Annotated in this window: 20 protein-coding genes; 16 read left to right on the top strand and 4 right to left on the bottom strand. The window is 63.5% G+C overall.

Annotated features, from left to right (window positions below; genetic code table 11):
• Positions 1–262 precede the first annotated feature (262 nt).
• Positions 263–1360, top strand: a complete 1098-nt coding sequence (gene ychF / locus AC1AZA_RS03745) for a redox-regulated ATPase YchF (protein WP_476513392.1) — start codon at positions 263–265, stop codon at positions 1358–1360.
• Positions 1361–1662: 302 nt separating this feature from the next.
• On the opposite strand, the gene AC1AZA_RS03750 is transcribed toward ychF, so the two are convergent.
• Positions 1663–2868, bottom strand: coding sequence for a sensor histidine kinase (locus AC1AZA_RS03750; protein ID WP_476513393.1), 1206 nt, complete (start codon positions 2866–2868; stop codon positions 1663–1665).
• Positions 2869–2987: 119 nt separating this feature from the next.
• Complete coding sequence (locus tag AC1AZA_RS03755) at positions 2988–3650, bottom strand: response regulator transcription factor (RefSeq protein ID WP_476513394.1); 663 nt, start codon at positions 3648–3650, stop codon at positions 2988–2990.
• A 199-nt stretch (positions 3651–3849) separates the two neighbouring features.
• Between AC1AZA_RS03755 and AC1AZA_RS03760 the strand changes: the two genes are divergently transcribed.
• The 12 genes from AC1AZA_RS03760 (at position 3850) to AC1AZA_RS03815 (ending at position 11862) form a co-directional block, all read left to right on the top strand.
• Positions 3850–4254 (top strand): hypothetical protein, encoded by a 405-nt coding sequence (locus AC1AZA_RS03760; RefSeq protein ID WP_476513395.1) that lies wholly within the window; start codon positions 3850–3852, stop codon positions 4252–4254.
• Between the two features lie 78 nt (positions 4255–4332).
• On the top strand, positions 4333–5022 hold the full coding sequence (locus tag AC1AZA_RS03765) for a hypothetical protein (protein WP_476513396.1): 690 nt from the start codon (positions 4333–4335) through the stop codon (positions 5020–5022).
• A gap of 40 nt (positions 5023–5062) precedes the next feature.
• Positions 5063–6130: a peptidoglycan-binding protein gene (locus AC1AZA_RS03770; protein WP_476513397.1), complete on the top strand. Its 1068-nt coding sequence runs from the start codon at positions 5063–5065 to the stop codon at positions 6128–6130.
• 13 nt (positions 6131–6143) lie between these two features.
• Complete coding sequence (locus AC1AZA_RS03775; RefSeq protein WP_476513398.1) at positions 6144–6872, top strand: ATP-binding cassette domain-containing protein; 729 nt, start codon at positions 6144–6146, stop codon at positions 6870–6872.
• Positions 6869–7981, top strand: coding sequence for a hypothetical protein (locus tag AC1AZA_RS03780; RefSeq protein ID WP_476513399.1), 1113 nt, complete (start codon positions 6869–6871; stop codon positions 7979–7981). The genes AC1AZA_RS03775 and AC1AZA_RS03780 overlap by 4 nt, the downstream gene beginning before the upstream one ends.
• 100 nt (positions 7982–8081) lie before the next feature.
• Positions 8082–8348 carry a DUF4160 domain-containing protein gene (locus tag AC1AZA_RS03785; RefSeq protein WP_476513400.1) on the top strand — a complete coding sequence of 89 codons (267 nt, stop codon included), beginning with the start codon at positions 8082–8084 and terminating at the stop codon, positions 8346–8348.
• A gap of 24 nt (positions 8349–8372) precedes the next feature.
• The gene (locus AC1AZA_RS03790) at positions 8373–8675 is read left to right on the top strand and encodes a DUF2442 domain-containing protein (RefSeq protein ID WP_476513401.1); all 303 of its coding nucleotides are present in this window, start codon (positions 8373–8375) and stop codon (positions 8673–8675) included.
• Between the two features lie 273 nt (positions 8676–8948).
• A complete protein-coding gene (locus AC1AZA_RS03795) occupies positions 8949–9578 on the top strand; it encodes a GNAT family N-acetyltransferase (protein ID WP_476513402.1) in 630 nt (209 codons plus the stop codon).
• Between the two features lie 33 nt (positions 9579–9611).
• Positions 9612–9914, top strand: a complete 303-nt coding sequence (locus AC1AZA_RS03800; protein WP_476513403.1) for a hypothetical protein — start codon at positions 9612–9614, stop codon at positions 9912–9914.
• A 67-nt stretch (positions 9915–9981) separates the two neighbouring features.
• Positions 9982–10194 (top strand): zinc ribbon domain-containing protein, encoded by a 213-nt coding sequence (locus tag AC1AZA_RS03805; RefSeq protein ID WP_476513404.1) that lies wholly within the window; start codon positions 9982–9984, stop codon positions 10192–10194.
• Positions 10195–10294: 100 nt separating this feature from the next.
• Positions 10295–10711: a peptide deformylase gene (locus AC1AZA_RS03810; RefSeq protein WP_476513405.1), complete on the top strand. Its 417-nt coding sequence runs from the start codon at positions 10295–10297 to the stop codon at positions 10709–10711.
• Between the two features lie 467 nt (positions 10712–11178).
• Positions 11179–11862 carry a L,D-transpeptidase gene (locus AC1AZA_RS03815; protein ID WP_476513406.1) on the top strand — a complete coding sequence of 228 codons (684 nt, stop codon included), beginning with the start codon at positions 11179–11181 and terminating at the stop codon, positions 11860–11862.
• Positions 11863–12060: 198 nt separating this feature from the next.
• Here the strand turns inward: AC1AZA_RS03815 and AC1AZA_RS03820 are convergent, their stop codons facing one another.
• Complete coding sequence (locus AC1AZA_RS03820) at positions 12061–12186, bottom strand: hypothetical protein (protein WP_476513407.1); 126 nt, start codon at positions 12184–12186, stop codon at positions 12061–12063.
• Between the two features lie 169 nt (positions 12187–12355).
• Between AC1AZA_RS03820 and AC1AZA_RS03825 the strand changes: the two genes are divergently transcribed.
• The 3 genes from AC1AZA_RS03825 (at position 12356) to AC1AZA_RS03835 (ending at position 15475) form a co-directional block, all read left to right on the top strand.
• Entirely contained in the window at positions 12356–13102 is a 747-nt protein-coding gene (locus tag AC1AZA_RS03825) for an AraC family transcriptional regulator (protein ID WP_476513408.1), read from the top strand.
• Between the two features lie 190 nt (positions 13103–13292).
• A complete protein-coding gene (locus tag AC1AZA_RS03830) occupies positions 13293–14111 on the top strand; it encodes a histidine phosphatase family protein (protein WP_476513409.1) in 819 nt (272 codons plus the stop codon).
• A 74-nt stretch (positions 14112–14185) separates the two neighbouring features.
• Positions 14186–15475: a uracil-xanthine permease family protein gene (locus tag AC1AZA_RS03835; RefSeq protein WP_476513410.1), complete on the top strand. Its 1290-nt coding sequence runs from the start codon at positions 14186–14188 to the stop codon at positions 15473–15475.
• 285 nt (positions 15476–15760) lie between these two features.
• Here AC1AZA_RS03835 and AC1AZA_RS03840 read toward each other — a convergent pair whose 3' ends face one another.
• Entirely contained in the window at positions 15761–16270 is a 510-nt protein-coding gene (locus AC1AZA_RS03840; protein WP_476513411.1) for an NAD(P)H-dependent oxidoreductase, read from the bottom strand.
• Positions 16271–16396 lie beyond the last annotated feature (126 nt).

Consider the following 16396-nt stretch of genomic DNA (forward strand, 5'->3'; position numbering starts at 1 on the left):
AACGTCCTGACAGGTGGAAATTGTCGGAGGGGCGGAATTCCAAGCACTTCGTGATTTGGGTAATCGTCGTTTGTACGGTTGAAGTACCCCTGGAACGCAGATAGCTGTCCGGCAAGTCCGGAATCTACCCTCGGAAGCGTAGATGGCATCTCATGCGTCACAAGGACGATGGTCCGACGACGTCCTGATGGCGCCCGATGGTGCCCCGCCGCACCGAGGAGGCCGCGCGGCGAGGTGGAGCCGTCGCGCTAGGCTAGCAAGCATGTCTCTTACTATCGGAATCGTGGGCCTGCCGAACGTGGGCAAGTCCACCATGTTCAACGCATTGACCCGCAACAACGTGCTGGCGGAGAACTACCCGTTCGCCACCATCGAGCCGAACACCGGCATCGTGCCCTTGCCGGACGACCGCCTTCCCGTGCTCGCCAAGCTGGTGCACACCGAGAAGATCGTGCCCGCCACCGTCACGTTCGTGGATATCGCCGGCATCGTCAAGGGCGCGTCCGAAGGCGAAGGTCTGGGCAACAAGTTCCTCGCCAACATCCGTGAAGCCGACGCGATCTGCGAGGTCGTGCGCGCCTTCGAGGACGACGACATCGTGCACGTCAACGGCAAGGTCGACCCGGCCGACGACATCGACACGATCAACACCGAGCTGATCTTGGCCGACCTACAGACTATCGAGAACGCGCTGCCCAAGCTGGAGAAGGACCTCAGGGGCAAGAAGATCGAGCCCGCCTACATGGACGCGGTCAAGAAGGCCAAGTCGATCCTCGAGAACGGCGAAACGCTGGACAAGGCCGCGCGCGAAGGCCGCTTCGACAAGGACTCCGTGTATGACCTGCACCTCATGACCGCCAAGCCGTTCATCTATGTGTTTAACGTGGACGATGATGAACTGCAGAACAAGGACCTGCAGGCCAAGCTCGCCGACTCCGTGGCCCCCGCGCCCGCCGTGTTCCTCAACGCCCAGTTCGAGGCGGACCTGACAGACTTGGACGAGGCCGACGCGCGCGAGATGCTCGAGGACGCCGGACTCAAGGAATCCGGCCTCGACCAGCTGGCCCGTGTGGGCTTCGACATCCTCGGCCTGCAGACGTTCCTCACCGCCGGCGAGAAGGAGGTGCGCGCCTGGCAGATCCACAAGGGCTGGACCGCCCCGCAGGCCGCCGGCGTGATCCACACCGACTTCGAGAAGGGCTTCATCAAGGCGGACATCGTCTCCTACGACGACTTCGTGGCCGCCAACGGATCCATGGTGCAGATCAAGGAGGAGGGCAAGCTCCGTCAGGAAGGCCGCGACTACGTGATGCAGGACGGCGACATCGTCGAGTTCAAATTTAATGTCAGCAAGGGCTGATATCAAGCCAATCTCATTGACACAAATTCCGTGTCATCCGTCACGGGAATCCGCCATTGACACACGAAATGTGACACACTGCATCGCATAGTCCGACATGCCGGGAACAGGACCCGCTCCCCTAGGAATAGGAGGGCGGGTCTTCTCATATGCACGCCCGCTCATGGATATTCATCCATTGCGCCAATCATTCAACGACCTCGCCATATGGACTCCGGCTGACGACAACGACATGGAGATACGCCATATCACCGTCATCGTCACTGTCACCACGGTGAATCCGCCATTCGGGATGAGTCGAATCATGCGGTTCGCCCGGGCATTGCGGACCGGTGGATACGCAGACAGGCTATTTGGGCATGGAACATGTCAGGTGCCGGTCGGCTGACGTTGAGTGTGGCATGGATGGCGTCAGTGCAGGCTTTTGCGATGGATAGGCCGAGCCCGTGGCCGGGTTGGCTGGCCATGCGGGTCGCATCGCCCCGGTGGAACGGTTGGAGGAGGTCGGCCGTGTTTTCTGGAGTGCTCGTCTCTGTTTTTTTCGGTGGCGTTGTGGTGTTGACGATGTCGATGACAACATGTCGTCCGTCGTTGTGGATAGCACAGATGACGGCACCGCAGTCGGTGTTGTGGATGATGGCATTGCGTACGAGGTTGTCCACGGCGAGTTTGAGGTAGCGTGGGTTCGTTTCGACCGGGGCGCCGTCGTATGCATCGAGTCCTGCTGCCTCGATACGCAGGTGGCGCGATCGGGCTGCCTCGTCATGGGCTTCGAGCGCATCCTTTATGAGTCCGGCGGGATTCACGGGTTCGGTGCCGGTATCTGGCGCGGTCTGGATTCGGGAGAGTTCGAGCAGGCTGTTGATGAGTTCACCGCTTTTGCGGTTCGCTTCGATGGCGTGGCGGATGGCGGGTTGAACATCCTCAGGGAACCGATTCTGGACCATGAGCGCCTCGAGGCTGGTGCCGATGGTCGTGATCGGTGTTTTCAGTTCGTGGCTGGCATTGCGGATGAACGATCGTTGTAGTTCGTTGGATTGTTCGATGCGGTCGAGCATGACGTTGAGCGCGTCGGCGAGGCCGGCGGTTTCGGCGTCGGGATGGTTGAGGCTGATGCGCCCGGAGGGATGTTCCGGGTCGAGCTGCGCGGTCTGACGGCTGATGGAGTCAAGGTGCGCGGTGAGTCTGCCCGATAGGTTCCAGATGATGAGCACGGTCAGGAACGCCGCTACGGCGAACACGGCGAGTGATCCGTAGCGCATCCATTGCACGACACCGTCTCTGACGGTGAGTACCACGCCCTCCACACCCGCTCGTCCGATGTCCGGGGCCGGCACGGCGCCGGACATGTCACAGGGTTCCGCGTTGCAGGAATCGGCCGTGCCGGGAACACCGTCCTGGGATGTGGACGGTTCCGTCGTGATGGCGGCCTGGCTGCTCCCGGTGGAGATGGTGTCCACCTGATGCTGGAACGCCCAGTCGAGCGAGATGTTCTGCACGAGGATCACGGCGAGGAGCATGCCGAGCAGGAGCAGTCCCACGGTGACGGCGAGACGGATGCGGAAGCTGGCAGGCTTACGCTGGCGTGCGGCGTTAGGGGCCGGCTGTTGTGTTATTTCAGCATCGGTCATGGTATGCGGTATCCCTCTCCTCGTGATGATGCGATGAGCGCGGGATCGGGCAGTTTGCGCCGCAGCGAGTACACGGCGGTCTTGACGAGGTCGGGCTGGTCGTGTGCCTCGGACGGCCATAGGGATTCGAGAAGGGTGCGTGTGCTGATCCAGCCTCCGTCGGCGCGCAGCAGTTCCTCCAGAAGCGAGTATTCGCGGGGTGCGAGGTCGAGCGGCTGGCCGTCCGCGTAGGCGAGTCGTCTGACGGTGTCCGCCGACAGGCGTCCACGCGAGATCACGGTGGGCGTATCGTCCTGGTCGCCGCGGCGCAGGAGCGCGCGAATGCGGGCGAGGAGTTCCGGGTAGGCGAACGGCTTGGGCAGATAGTCGTCTGCCCCGAGGTCAAGACCGTGCACCCGATCCTCGATGCTGCCGGCCGCGGTAAGCATGAGCGTGCGCACGGGGATGCGCAGCCTGTCCACGGTGCGCATGACCTCGTCGCCGGAGAGCACGGGCAGGTCGCGGTCGAGGAGCATCACGTCGTACTCCTCCCGCGAGAGCCGATCCAACGCCTCGACGCCGGTACCGGCTAGGCCGGTCACGTATCCCTCATGTCTGAGACAGTCGTCCAGCACGGCCGACAGGTCGGCATCGTCCTCGACGATCAGAATCCTCGCCATATTCCGTTGCCTCCGATTCCTCCCGCATGACCTCCATGCGATTGCCTTCGTGTTCCCCATTGTGCCCGGCATGGGTGTGCGTTAGGTGAGCGCGACACGCACCCATCGCACACGAAGAGCCGGCTGTAATGGGCATCGTCCGGCAACCGTCGGGTCAAGCATCGCCTCGGCAACGGCGAATCCCGCAAAGGAGGAACACATGCGAACCACATCCATATTCAGACTGGCGGCGGCCGCAACACTGGCCGCCATGATGACCATGCCGCTGTCGGCGTGCAGCCAGCAGCAGTCGTCGCAGTCATCCGGCGCGTCGTCCGCGTCGACGTCGCAGGACGCGACACCGAAGACCGACAGCCAGGGCGGCGACGCGACGCAGGGCGCGAACCCGGCCTCGAAACATGCCGCGGAACAATACCGCGACTGTCTCACGGCGGCGGGAGTGCCCGCGCAGATCTGGGACGGCAACTGGGTCGTGCTCCAGTGGACGGGCGACGATTCGGGATCGGTGTCCTCGGGATCAACGGACGGGGACCGGGACAAGGCCATCAAGGAATGCCAGGCCAAGGTGCCCGACTACCACGATCCCGACTTCAACACCAAATAACACACACGCGACAGCCACAAGTTCCGGAGCGGCGCGGCAACCAAGGCGCATCGCCGGACGACGAAAGGAAACCCCATCATGACCACCACACCATCATCATCGAACGCACGGCACGGAACACTGCGCAGGGCCGCCGCGCTGCTGTCCTGCGTGGGACTGCTCGTCTCGCTGACGGCCTGCTCCACGCCCTGGAGCGGGAATGACACCGGCGACGCGCAGTCATCGGGAGCGAGGATCGCGCCGAGCATGAGCGCCCTGTTCGACCAATACCTCGCCAAGGACACGCTCAGCCAGTTCGAGCGAGACGTGCTCCAACGGGCCAAGAAGACCGGCAAGATCAGCGCCGAGGACTATGAGACCGCGCACGGCAAGCAGGCCGCATGCATGGCCGAGAACGGATGGCAGGAACAGACCCGCAAACTGTCCAACGGCCTCTACCAGACCACCGGAGTGACACCGGTGCCGTCGACCGATGCCGAAGTGAACAAGTACATGGAGGCGTCCAACACCTGCTCCGAGGGCACCAGCAAGATCATCGAATCCCTCTACCAGCTCCAGCAAGGCAATCCGGGTCTTCTGGCCGACCCATACGAGACCGCCGTGGAATGTCTGAAGAAAAGCAGCCTCGTCGACGACTCCTACACCGGACGCAAACTCGAAAACGCGTTGAACGGAGACGGCACGTCCAAGGGACTGCCGTTCGACGCCTCGTCGGACGCCGCCCAGTCATGCTTCACCGGAGCCGGCCTCGCCGTCAACATCGGCTGACGGAACAGCCACCCGGATCCCGACAAAAGGAAACAACCACATGAAAACACGAATCCTGACCCCGCTGATCCTGACCGGACTGGGCATGCTCTCCGCAGGCGTGCTCGCCGCCGCCCTCATCATCCCCACGCCCACACCCGACGGACTGGCCGCGGCCACGAGCCCCGACACCGTCGCGACCAGCCGCCAACGGTTCGACGACGAACGGACCGTCGAGGCCTCGTTCGAAACCAGCGCGGAACAGCCAATCACCTCACGGGCCGCCGGCACCGTCAGCGAAACCCTGTGCACGCCCGGCCAAACGGTCGAATCAGGCAAACGACTGCTGTCCGTGGACGGCAAGCCCGTCATCGCCCTGCACACCGACACGCCCCTCTACCGCGAGATCGGAACCGGCGACACCGGCCCCGACGTGCTCGCCCTGCAACGGGAACTCGCCCGCCTCGGCTACAACGCCGAAGGCAACGGCACCTACGGATGGCGCACCGCCAACGGCGTCAACCAGATGCTCTCCCAAGCCGGCGAATCGAAACCCGACGGCAGGATCGGACCGGCCGACGTGGCATGGCTACCCCAAACCACCGCCACACCCACCCAATGCACGGCCGGACTGAACACCAGCCTGACGGACGGAACCGAAATCATGAAAACCGGCGGACAACTGTCCGCCGTCACCTTCCCTACTCCCGCGAACCTGAGGGAAGGCAAACGCACGTTCACGCTCTTCGGTGTCAAGACCAGCATCGAAGCCGACGACACCGGCAAGATCGACGGCAGGATCTCCGAACGGAAGTTCCTCGACCAGATCCAGGCCAGCGACGGCTACAAGACCACACTCGCCGACCAGGGCGGCAAGAAACCAACCGCCACCCTCGCGCTCGAACAGCCCCTCGACGCGATCAAGGTCCCGCCCTCCGCCATCACCGGCCAGAACGGCACCCACGCCTGCGTCTCGCCCGACGGCAAAAAGGCCGTCCCCGTCACCGTCATCGGCTCCGCGCTCGGAGCCACGCTCATCCAACCCGAGCAATCCGACGACGTCATCGGCAAGGTCGTTCTCGGCCACAAACTCGACGACGTACAATGCCCCGCCGAGACACAACACTGACAGGAAGACACGCATGAACACCAGCATTCTGCCACCGGAAACGGTTGCGGACCCGGCACCGGCACGACCATCCGACGCCGCGCGGCCTGCGGACGACGGAAACCCGTCGGTCACGGGCGAGCACGTGGGCCACCGGTTCGCGGACGGCCCCTGGCTGTTTCGCGACCTCGACTTCACCCTCGCCACCGGCGAGGCCGTCGGACTGTGCGGGCCGTCAGGCTCCGGCAAATCCACCCTCCTGTCCATTATCGCAGGCTTCGAGCCTCCAGCCGAAGGCACCATCCGCCGCAGTCGGGTCAACCGCGTGCGATGGGTGTTCCAGAACCCCCACGGCATGCCGCGACGCACCGCCATCGACCACGTCGTCCAACCACTCCTCGGCCAAGGTATCGACCGCACGCAGGCCGAGGACGAGGCCATCGCCATCATGAGCACGTTCCGCCTGACCAAAGTCGCCGCACGCGAGTTCCGCGAACTGTCCGGAGGCGAGGCGCAACGCCTCATGCTCGCCCGCGCCATCGCCAGCAAACCCGACCTCCTCCTCGTGGACGAACCCACCGCGCAACTCGACCAGCGCACTGCCAACGACATCGACTCCACCCTCACCGGACTCGCGCAAGGCGACGCGATCGTCGTCATCGCCACCCACGACCCCAACACCCGGGCCGCATGCACCCGCATCATCGACCTCGCATGGCACAATCCGAACCCCGACACTAATACCAAGGACGACACACGATGAAACCGACCGCCATCCTGTCCGAAGCATGGCGCAATATCGCCACCGGCACCACACGCGCCCTTGCATGCGCCGCCATACTCACCCTCATCGCCACGGGAGCCGCCGTGTTCGACCTGACCGGCATCATCTCCCTCCAGCGCGAATCCCGGCAATGGGACACCAGCGCGGCCGCCATCCGCATCATCTCCGGCAGCAAGCAAATCGACCCCACCACCTGCGCCAACCTCACCCGAACCACCGGCAGCATGGGCGGCATCACCACGAATCCCATCCAAGCGGCCGGCGCTATCAAAAGCAACGCGGAAATCACCCTGACAGCCATGCCATCCGCACCTCTGGACGCCTGGCAGGCCACACCGGGACTCGCGGACGTGCTCGGCATCGGCGCGACACAGCAAACCCACCCCGGTGTATGGGTTTCCAGCCAACTCGCTGCCACCCTCCACGTGCGTGAAGGAGACGACCTGCCCACAACTCAAGGCGTCATGCACATCAGCGCGGTCTTCCCGTGGGCCGACGACAGTCGCGACCAACGAATCGCCTACGCGATCATCACCCCCACTCCCATCAACGCCGGCCAGCAATGGGACGAATGCTGGGCCACCATCAACCCCGCCAACCCTGACGCCGAAGACCTGCTCGGCACCACCGCGACCGCCATACCCGGAGCAGCCCCAGCCACCCAAACCAAACAAGCCAACACCATGCTCGGCACCAACCCCGAGCTCGACACTCGCTACCGGCAGCGAATCACCCGCATCATGCTCTTCATCACGCCCATCGCCGCGTTCGCCATTGCCCTCATGGCCGCACGCGCGCGACGCATCGAAATAGCCGATGACCTGCACATGGGGATACCCCGCCCAAGCATCCTCGCCACCAACGCGCTCGAAACCCTCGCATGGACCCTGCCGGCAATCCTCACGGCCACCGCCATCACCTACACCGCAGCCCGCTGGACCAGCGGACAAGCCAACGCACTCACCCTGACCGCCATCCAACTGCCCTCGCTTGCAGCAGCCCTCATCACCGCACAAATCGGAGCCGCCACCTCCATCACCGTCATACACGACAACCAACTCTTCGCTTACTTCAAAAACAGGCAATGATCCACTGGACAATGGCAGCGGCGCTCCGCATCATCACCGCTGGGAAATATACTCAAGATAGGGCATAGCAATACTGCAGGCAGCTGGATAGGAGGCGGACATGCCGGAGCTGAGCCGGTTCTTCGGAATCATCGTTCGCATGATGTACCAGGATGAGAGTGAGCATCACAAGCCTCACGTCCATGTGTACTATGGCGACTTCAAAGCCTCCATCGGCATTGACGGCGAGCTCTTGGCTGGTTCCCTTCCCGTCAAACAGTACAAGTTGGTGGTCGCGTGGCTTGTGCTGCACGAGGACGAGCTGTACAAGGCATGGAACGAAGCGGTGTCCGGACGTCCGTTCGACCGTATCAAGCCGCTTTCATAAGGAAGGAAGCCCATCATGTTTGAGATGAACGGCATCCTGTATGCGGATGAGCCCTCTCGCGAGTTGGAAATCCGCTCAGCACGTGTCCCCGACGACCACATCATGCTGGTGACGTTCTCCACCGGTGAGACGCGTTTGTGCGATTTCACCGAAATGTACGATGATGCGCCGGCCTTCGCGCCGTTGCGCGACGAGAAGGCATTCGAGGACTTCCGCATCGACCATGGCGTCCTGACGTGGTGCAACGGCGACATCGACATCTCTCCCACATACCTGTATGACCATTCGTATGAGTATTCCACCCATGGAGAACCGGTCTCTGCGTGAAGGCCGGCTATGCCGTATGGCGATATGGCTTGAGTTCAAGTTCAACGTGAACAAGGGCTGATATCAAGCCAATCCCGTTGACACAAATCCCGTGTCATCCGTCACGGGAATCCGCCATTGACACACGAAATGTGACACACTGCATCGCATAGTCTGACATGCCGGGAACAGGACCCGCTCCCCTAGGATGGATGAGGAGGGCGGGTCTCGTCATATCCAGATGCCGTGTGTTAGTATGCGGAGCCATTGATTCCGCCGGTTCGGGAGGTCCAAATGAGCGAGACGATTGAAACCGCACGTTTGCTACTGCGTCCGTGGAAGGCCGATGACATGGCCGAAGCCACCTCGTTGTTCCGGTATGCCTCCGACCCGGAGATCGGATTGTTGTGCGGTTGGCCTCCGCACGGGAGCCTCGAAGAGAGCGTGGATGTGATCCGTAACGTGTTTTCCGCCGAGAACAACTGGGCCATCGTCGTTGCGGATACTGCAGCGGCGAATGTCGGCATCGACGAGCCCGTCGGCTGTATCGAGCTGAAGCCGCTTTCGCATATTGACGGATTCGGCGAAGCGGATTCCTCGTCGTATGAACGTTACGGCAGGTACCTCGGCGGCAATGCGCTGGAATTGGGCTATTGGATCGGACGTCCGTTCTGGGACAGGGGTTACATGTCCGAGGCACTGGGCGCCGTACTCGGCTATGCGTTCGATGCGCTGCGCAAGGATGCCGTGTGGGGCGCCCACTACGTGGAGAATGACCGGTCGGGCCGCGTGATGGCCGCGTGCGGCATGAGGGCCGTGGGCGAGTCGAGGCACCGGTATTTCCCGCTCATTGACGCATACCATGACGAGATGCTCCGCATCATCACCGCGGACGACTGGAAGGCTCGAAACCGGGCTCGTTGAGCGTTTGTCCGCTGCGGCCGGCATGGTTGAGTCATGCAAGAAACGCTGTCCAACCTCGACCTGTCCGCCTTCGACCGCCTCGCCGTGTGGTACGGTGCCCTGCCGGATGCAGCGAAGGGCGTGATCACCGTTGCGGTCGGCGCGGTGCTGGCCTACGTGGTGTTCAAGATCGCCGTCAGGGTCGTCAAGACGCTGCTGTCCGCGGTGATCGCCGCCGTGCTTGCGTTCCTCATCGGCACCGTGCCGGGCAACCTGCTGCTCGGGCAGGCGGTGAACCGGATCGAGGAACGTGCCGGAGCGACGATCAGCCAGATCGCTGAATCGCTGAATCGTTGAACCGCATGTTCTCGTGCATGGCGTGAGACAATGGACGAAACGTCAGGCAATGCGTCAGGGAGGACCAATGCCCCAACAGCAGCAGTACGTGTGCGCCAAGTGCGGATGCACCTCGTTCGACAGCGATCAGTTCCAGGCCACCGGCGGCGGATTCGCCAAGGTGTTCGACATTCAGAACAAACGCTTCATCACCGTGAGCTGCCGCAACTGCGGCTACACTGAGCTGTACCGCGCCCAGACCGGCACCGGCATGAACGTGCTCGACTTCCTCGTCGGCTGACCGGCTGTTTGGCTGGCCGGCGGCTGGCCATCCGCGCGTTTGTGCGACCGGCCGGCGCTCGGTCAGCCGCCGCCCCGTACGGCTTATCGAAAGGATCCCTATGCAACGACCGATCATGACCTCGCCCGCATTCCTGCGCACGCCCTCCGCTCCCGCCGCGCAGACCGATCTGCCCGTGGCGCGCGATCTGGCGGACACCCTTGCCGCCCACGTGGACGCCTGCGTGGGTATGGCCGCGAACATGATCGGCGTATCCAAGCGGATCATCGTGTTCGCCGATGACGCAACCGGCCGGCCGATGACTATGTTCAACCCAGAGATCGTCGCCAAGGCGGAACCGTACCGCACCGAGGAGGGATGCCTGTCGTTGGCCGGTGTACGGCCGACCATGCGCTACCGGCGCATCACCGTCACCTACCGGGACCGCAGGTGGCGCGAGCATGCCGCAACGTTCGAGGGCTTCACCGCGCAGATCATCCAGCATGAGGTGGATCACTGCGACGGCATCCTTATCTGAGTTGCGCGTCTGAACCGCATGTGGCTCCATGCCGGGCGGCGGCCGAACCGCGTCTGCGCCGTGCTGCGCCGGGGCGTTGCCCGGTCGTACGTCGGGTCCTGGCCTTCCGTGGGGGCGGCGGCATGTAATTCCGAGTTGTGCGGTCGATTTCCCGGGTTGCCCCGTGTATCGCCCCTGCAATACCGCCGGAATTACGCGGCGGCTATCTCGCCGGTCCCGCAGAATCGACCGCACAACTCGGAAAATGCTTCGCGCCACCGGTCTTGGCGCAGGGCGGTGAAGCCGGTGCGCAACGTAGAATGCTCATCGCCTCGTGTAAGTACGCTCTTGGAAGAAAAGCTACGTTGCCGTTTTCCCTGCCGGGGTAGTGCAAGTCGGCCGGTTATGCGACCGGCGCCCGGCGCGTAGGAGGCACGCGGTATGATGTGTGCGTCAGTCGGGATGGAGCAAGGGGAAGAGTCGAGAGCATGAATGCACGCAAATTCTGGGATGCCATCAGGCAATACCGTACGCTGCTGGTGATCATGGTCGTGGCGCTGGCGGCCATCGTGGCATGTCTGGTGGCGCTGTCGGCACTGTCGGGCGACCGGGATGGGGAAGTGCAGGCGGTGGCGGCGGAGCAAAGCCATGCCGTCGTGGCCGTTGCGCTGGACAGGAAGGCCGCCCCCGCGGTGAACGGCGAGCTCGTGGCGAAGCAGCAGCGGCAGGCGCTGGTGGATCGCGTGCGCGCGAACTGGCAGGATGCGACCGGCGTGCAGCCCGACCTGCGCGGCATGAAGGACATTTCCGTGGACGTGAGCCTCAAGGATCAGATGGTGTATGTGAAGTCCGAGGGGCGGACCGTCTACGAGATGGTGGCCAGCACCGGCATCAACGACACCACTCCGCACGGCACGTTCCGCACGAACGGTCAGGGTGGGGACCATTTCTTCACGCCGCGTGACCATATGGGCGGTGACTACTGGACGCGCATCACCGGCGTGTACTTGTTCCACTCGGTTCCCACCCGCGAGGAGGCGGGGGACTACATCGTCTCCGAGGCGGTCAAGCTGGGCGAGCCGGCGTCGCACGGTTGCGTGCGGCTCACGGTGGCGGATGCGAAGTGGATTCACGAGCAGTTGCCCAAGGGTACGCCGGTCACCATCGGTTAGCCTGCGGTCGGCAGGCGGTGGGTCGGTCGGTCGATTGGCCGCCCGACTTCGCAGCCCGCGATGAATGCAGTGTGAATAGAAGAAGCCCCGCGCCGAACAGGCCGGCGCGGGGCGGGTGAATCAATTCAATCATGGATGCGAACGGACCGATATGGTTGGCAGTCGATCCGTTCGCGAGAAGTCAGTGGATGCCGCAGATCACTTGTTCAGCATGTGCTTGATGGCCTTGACGATGCCGCGGGCCATGGCATAGGTGGCGACGCTCGGGTCGCTCATGGAGATGCGAGAACGAAGAATGGCGTTCATCATTTCATCATCAGACATGATCTTATCCTTTCCTCATCGGTTTTTTCCTTGTTGCAGTTGCCATGATAGAAAACGCGCCACGCGGCTGGCATGCCGGTTTGCTCTTATCTTTTGTATAATCATTGGCAAAGCAATCGATAGTGTTAAATTTACGTAAAGGCAGGATTGCGGCCAGGGGAGGGAAGCCATGACAGTCGTGGACGATTCCAAACTGCGCTACCTCGAATTCATCCAGCGCGAGGATCGGGTGCGCCACCACACCTACGTGCAGGAGATGCGCCAATACGACCTCATGAAGGCCGGCGATCCGGAGGCCATCCGCGAAAGCGTGCGTATGTGGGACTCCGGCCTGTACGGGCATGTATCCGACGACCCGGTCCGCAATGCCAAATACCTGTTCGTCACGTCGATCGCGCTCGTCACGCGCTTCGCCATCGAAGGCGGCATGGACGAGGAGGACGCCTACAATGCCTCCGACCTGTACATCCAAGACATGGACCGCTGCAGCAGCGTGGACGAGGTGCGCCGCTTGCACACCGACATGATGACGTTCTTCACCTGGGCCATGGCCGACCTCGCCAAGCAGGACGTGCAGTCGCGGCCCGTGGTTGAATGTCTCGACTACATCCACTACCATCTGCACGAGAAGATCACCGTGGCCATGCTCGCCGAGCACGTGGGGCTCAACCCCACGTACCTGTCCGAACTGTTCAAGCGCGAAACCGGCTCATCCATCTCCGCGTACATCACGGACAAGCGCATGGAGGCCGCGTGCAACATGCTCAAGTACTCCAAGTATTCACTCGCGGAGATCGCGCAGATTCTGGCGTACCGGTCGCAGAGCCACTTCACCAAGGTGTTCGGCAAGGCCGAGGGCATGACGCCCAAGGAATACCGCGACCGCTATGCGAAGACCGGCATGTGGCCGGAGTGAGTGCGAGCGGCGGCGGTCTCTCCGGTGGCGGCACGCGGTCCGGCGGCCGCGTGGTGACGCCTGCGTGGTGACGTGCGGGCGGCGGAACGGTGAATTCTTCGCACACTGCGCGCGAGCGGACGGGACGTTGGGTTACGTTGGTGGGATAGCTACGCAAGAGTTACGGAACCGAACAAAGGAATAACCGAACATGGGAATGCCCCTTGACCTATATGTGATCCGGCATGGCGAGTCGGAGGCGAACGTGATCGTGGAGGCGGGCGAGCAGGGCGACAACTCCCTGTACACGCAGGACAACGTCACCGTCCCCGACCGCTCCTGGAGGCTCACGGCCACCGGGCGCAAGCAGGCCGACTGCATCGGCCGATGGCTCGTGGCCCAGCAGCAGCTGTTCGACCGCTACCTCGTTTCGCCCTACGTGCGCACGCGCGAGACCGCCGCCACCATGGCCCTGCCCAAGGCCCGCTGGGAGGAGACGCGCGCGCTGCGCGAACGCTCCTGGGGCGAGATCAACACCATCACCAAGGACGAGTTCCGCACCAACTACAGCCGCAACTGGATGTTCAAGGCCACCGACCCGCTGTACTGGCGTCCGCCGGCGGGCGAGTCCATTGCGGACGTCTCGGAGAACCGCGTGCACAACATGCTCACCTCCCTGAACCGCAAGTCGGACGCCGAATCCGTGGTGGCCGTCACGCACGGCGACTTCATGCTCGCGCTCATGCTCACCCTCGAGGACCTGTCGGACGAGGAGTTCCTGCGCCGCGCGGACGCCCCCGAATGGCGCATCACCAATTGCACCTGCCTGCACTACTCGCGCCGGGACCCGAACACCGGCCGCACGTCCAAGCGCGTGCGCTGGGAGCAGACCGCGCGACCTGTGTACGTGGAGGAGACCGGCCGCTGGGAGGTCAAGGTGGAGCCGTGGCGCGAATTCCAGCGCCCGGTCATGTCCAATGGCGATCTGGTGGACGTGGTCCACGCCGTCGACCCGCATCTGGACCTGTAAGCGGCTACAATGTCTCCGAATGTGCGGAACGGCATGGAGTACGCGGATCCGCGCGCAGAGGGAAGGAGACATAGTTGTCCGATCTGTTTTCCTGGGCGCTGCACGGCGATGGCAAGACGCTGGCACCCGGCGAGGTGGTGGAGCCCGACGAGCGACTGACATGGGGACGCACGGCCGGCATCGGCGCGCAGCACGTGATCGCCATGTTCGGCGCCACGTTCCTGGTGCCGATCCTCACCCACTTCGACCCGTCGACCACGCTGTTCTTCACGGCCATGTCCACCGCGCTGTTCCTGCTCATCAACAGGAACAAGCTGCCCAGCTATCTGGGCTCCTCGTTCGGGTTCATCGCGCCCATTGCCGCTGTGGCCTCCGCCGGCAAGGGCATTCCCGTCGCCAGCTTCGGCATTCTCGTCACGGGCCTGCTGCTCGCGCTCGTGGGCGTGGCCGTGCATTTCGCCGGCGCGAAGTGGATCGACGTGATCATGCCGCCGGTCGTCAACGGCGCGATCGTGGCGATCATCGGCTTCAACCTCGCCCCGAGCGTGTGGTCCAACTGGCAGAAGGGCATGGACACGGCTCTGGTGACGTTGCTCGCCGTGCTGCTCGTGGCCGTGCTGTTCAAGGGGCTGATCGGCCGGCTCAACATCCTGCTCGGCGTGCTCGTGGGCTACGTGTACGCATGCTTCCGCGGTCAGGTGGACTTCTCCGCCATCGGCGAGGCGGCGTGGATCGGCCTGCCGAAGTTCCACACCCCGCAGGCGGACTTCTCGATCCTGCCCATGTTCGTGCCCGTGGTGCTGGTGCTCGTGGCGGAGAACGTGGGCCACGTCAAGTCCGTGGCGCAGATGACCGGCCGCGACTACGACTCCCAGATGGGCACCGCCCTGTTCGCGGACGGCCTCGGCACCGCGATCGCCGGCTTCGGCGGCGGCTCCGGCACCACCACCTACGGCGAGAACATCGGCGTGATGGCGGCCACCAAGGTCTACTCCACCGCGGCGTACTGGTGCGCGGCCGGCTTCGCGCTGCTGCTGAGCCTGTGCCCGAAGTTCGGTGCGGTCATCAACACCATCCCCTCGGGCGTGCTCGGCGGCGTGACCACGCTGCTCTACGGCATGATCGGCATGATCGGCGTGCGCATCTGGGTGGAGAACAAGGTGAACTTCGACAAGCCGCTCAACATCATGGTCGCGGCCATCGTGATGATCATCGGCATCGCGGACTTCACGTTCGCCGTGCAGGGCGTGCAGTTCAACGGCATCGCCATCGGCACGATCGTGGTGCTTGTCGCCTACCACGGGCTTAAGGCGATCGGCCGGGCCACCGGCACCATCGACAGGGACGATCCGGACATCCTGTAGGCGGCTGTCCGCTGGTTTGGCGCCGGCGGGGTGGCAGACTCCGGCGGTCTATTCCGGCGGGAGATGGTTGCTGCGCGCTAAAATACGGGCCGGGCGGACCGAAATCCCGGATTCACAGCGCTATCGGGTCGAAATTCAGGCGAAAAACGGCCCGATAGTGCTGTGAATTGACGATTTCGGTCCGCCCAGCCCGTAAGTTATGCATTGTGCTGCGCGGTTCGGGTATGCGGCGTCTGGGGTGCGGCCGCGGGATCGGTCGGACACGCCCCTTCGCCCGGGGAGACGTCAGAGTTGTGCGGCGAAGTCGGCGGCGTAGCGGGCCAGCTGCTCGTCGGTCACGTTGTTGGCGTCCGGTACGATGAACGGCTTGACCCACGTGGCGCCCACGTGATGGACCATCGTGGCGTACGGGCTCAGCAGCTCGTCCATGGTCACGTGGTGCTTGCCTTCCGGCGTGTAGGATTCGGCCGGGGATCCGGTGGACACAGCCACCTGGAATTCCTTGCCTACGAGGGCATGACCGTTGCCGTACGCCCAGTCCGGGGTCAGCACGCCGTCCTCCCACTGCTTGAGCAGGGCGGGAGCGCTGTACCAGTAGAACGGGAAGAGCAGCACCACGCGGTCGTGCGCATCCACGCGGGCCTGCTCGGCCGTCTTGTCCACCTGAAGCTGCGGGTAGGCTGCGTATTCGTCCACCACGGTGGCGCCGGCGGCCCGGGCGGCTTCGGCCAGCGCCTTGTTGATGCGGGACGTGGCGTGGAGTTGCGGGTGGAATGCCAGAACGAGTGCGGTCATGATTGCTCCTTGAATGCCGTATGTACGTGACTGTTCCAGTGTATGCCCTGACCGCGTGCTGCCGGGGGCAGTGCTCGCGCTCGCGGCGGTGCCAATACTCGTTGCCTGTGCTCAGGTTATGCGGTC

The organism is Bifidobacterium sp. LH_389, from assembly GCF_056357235.1.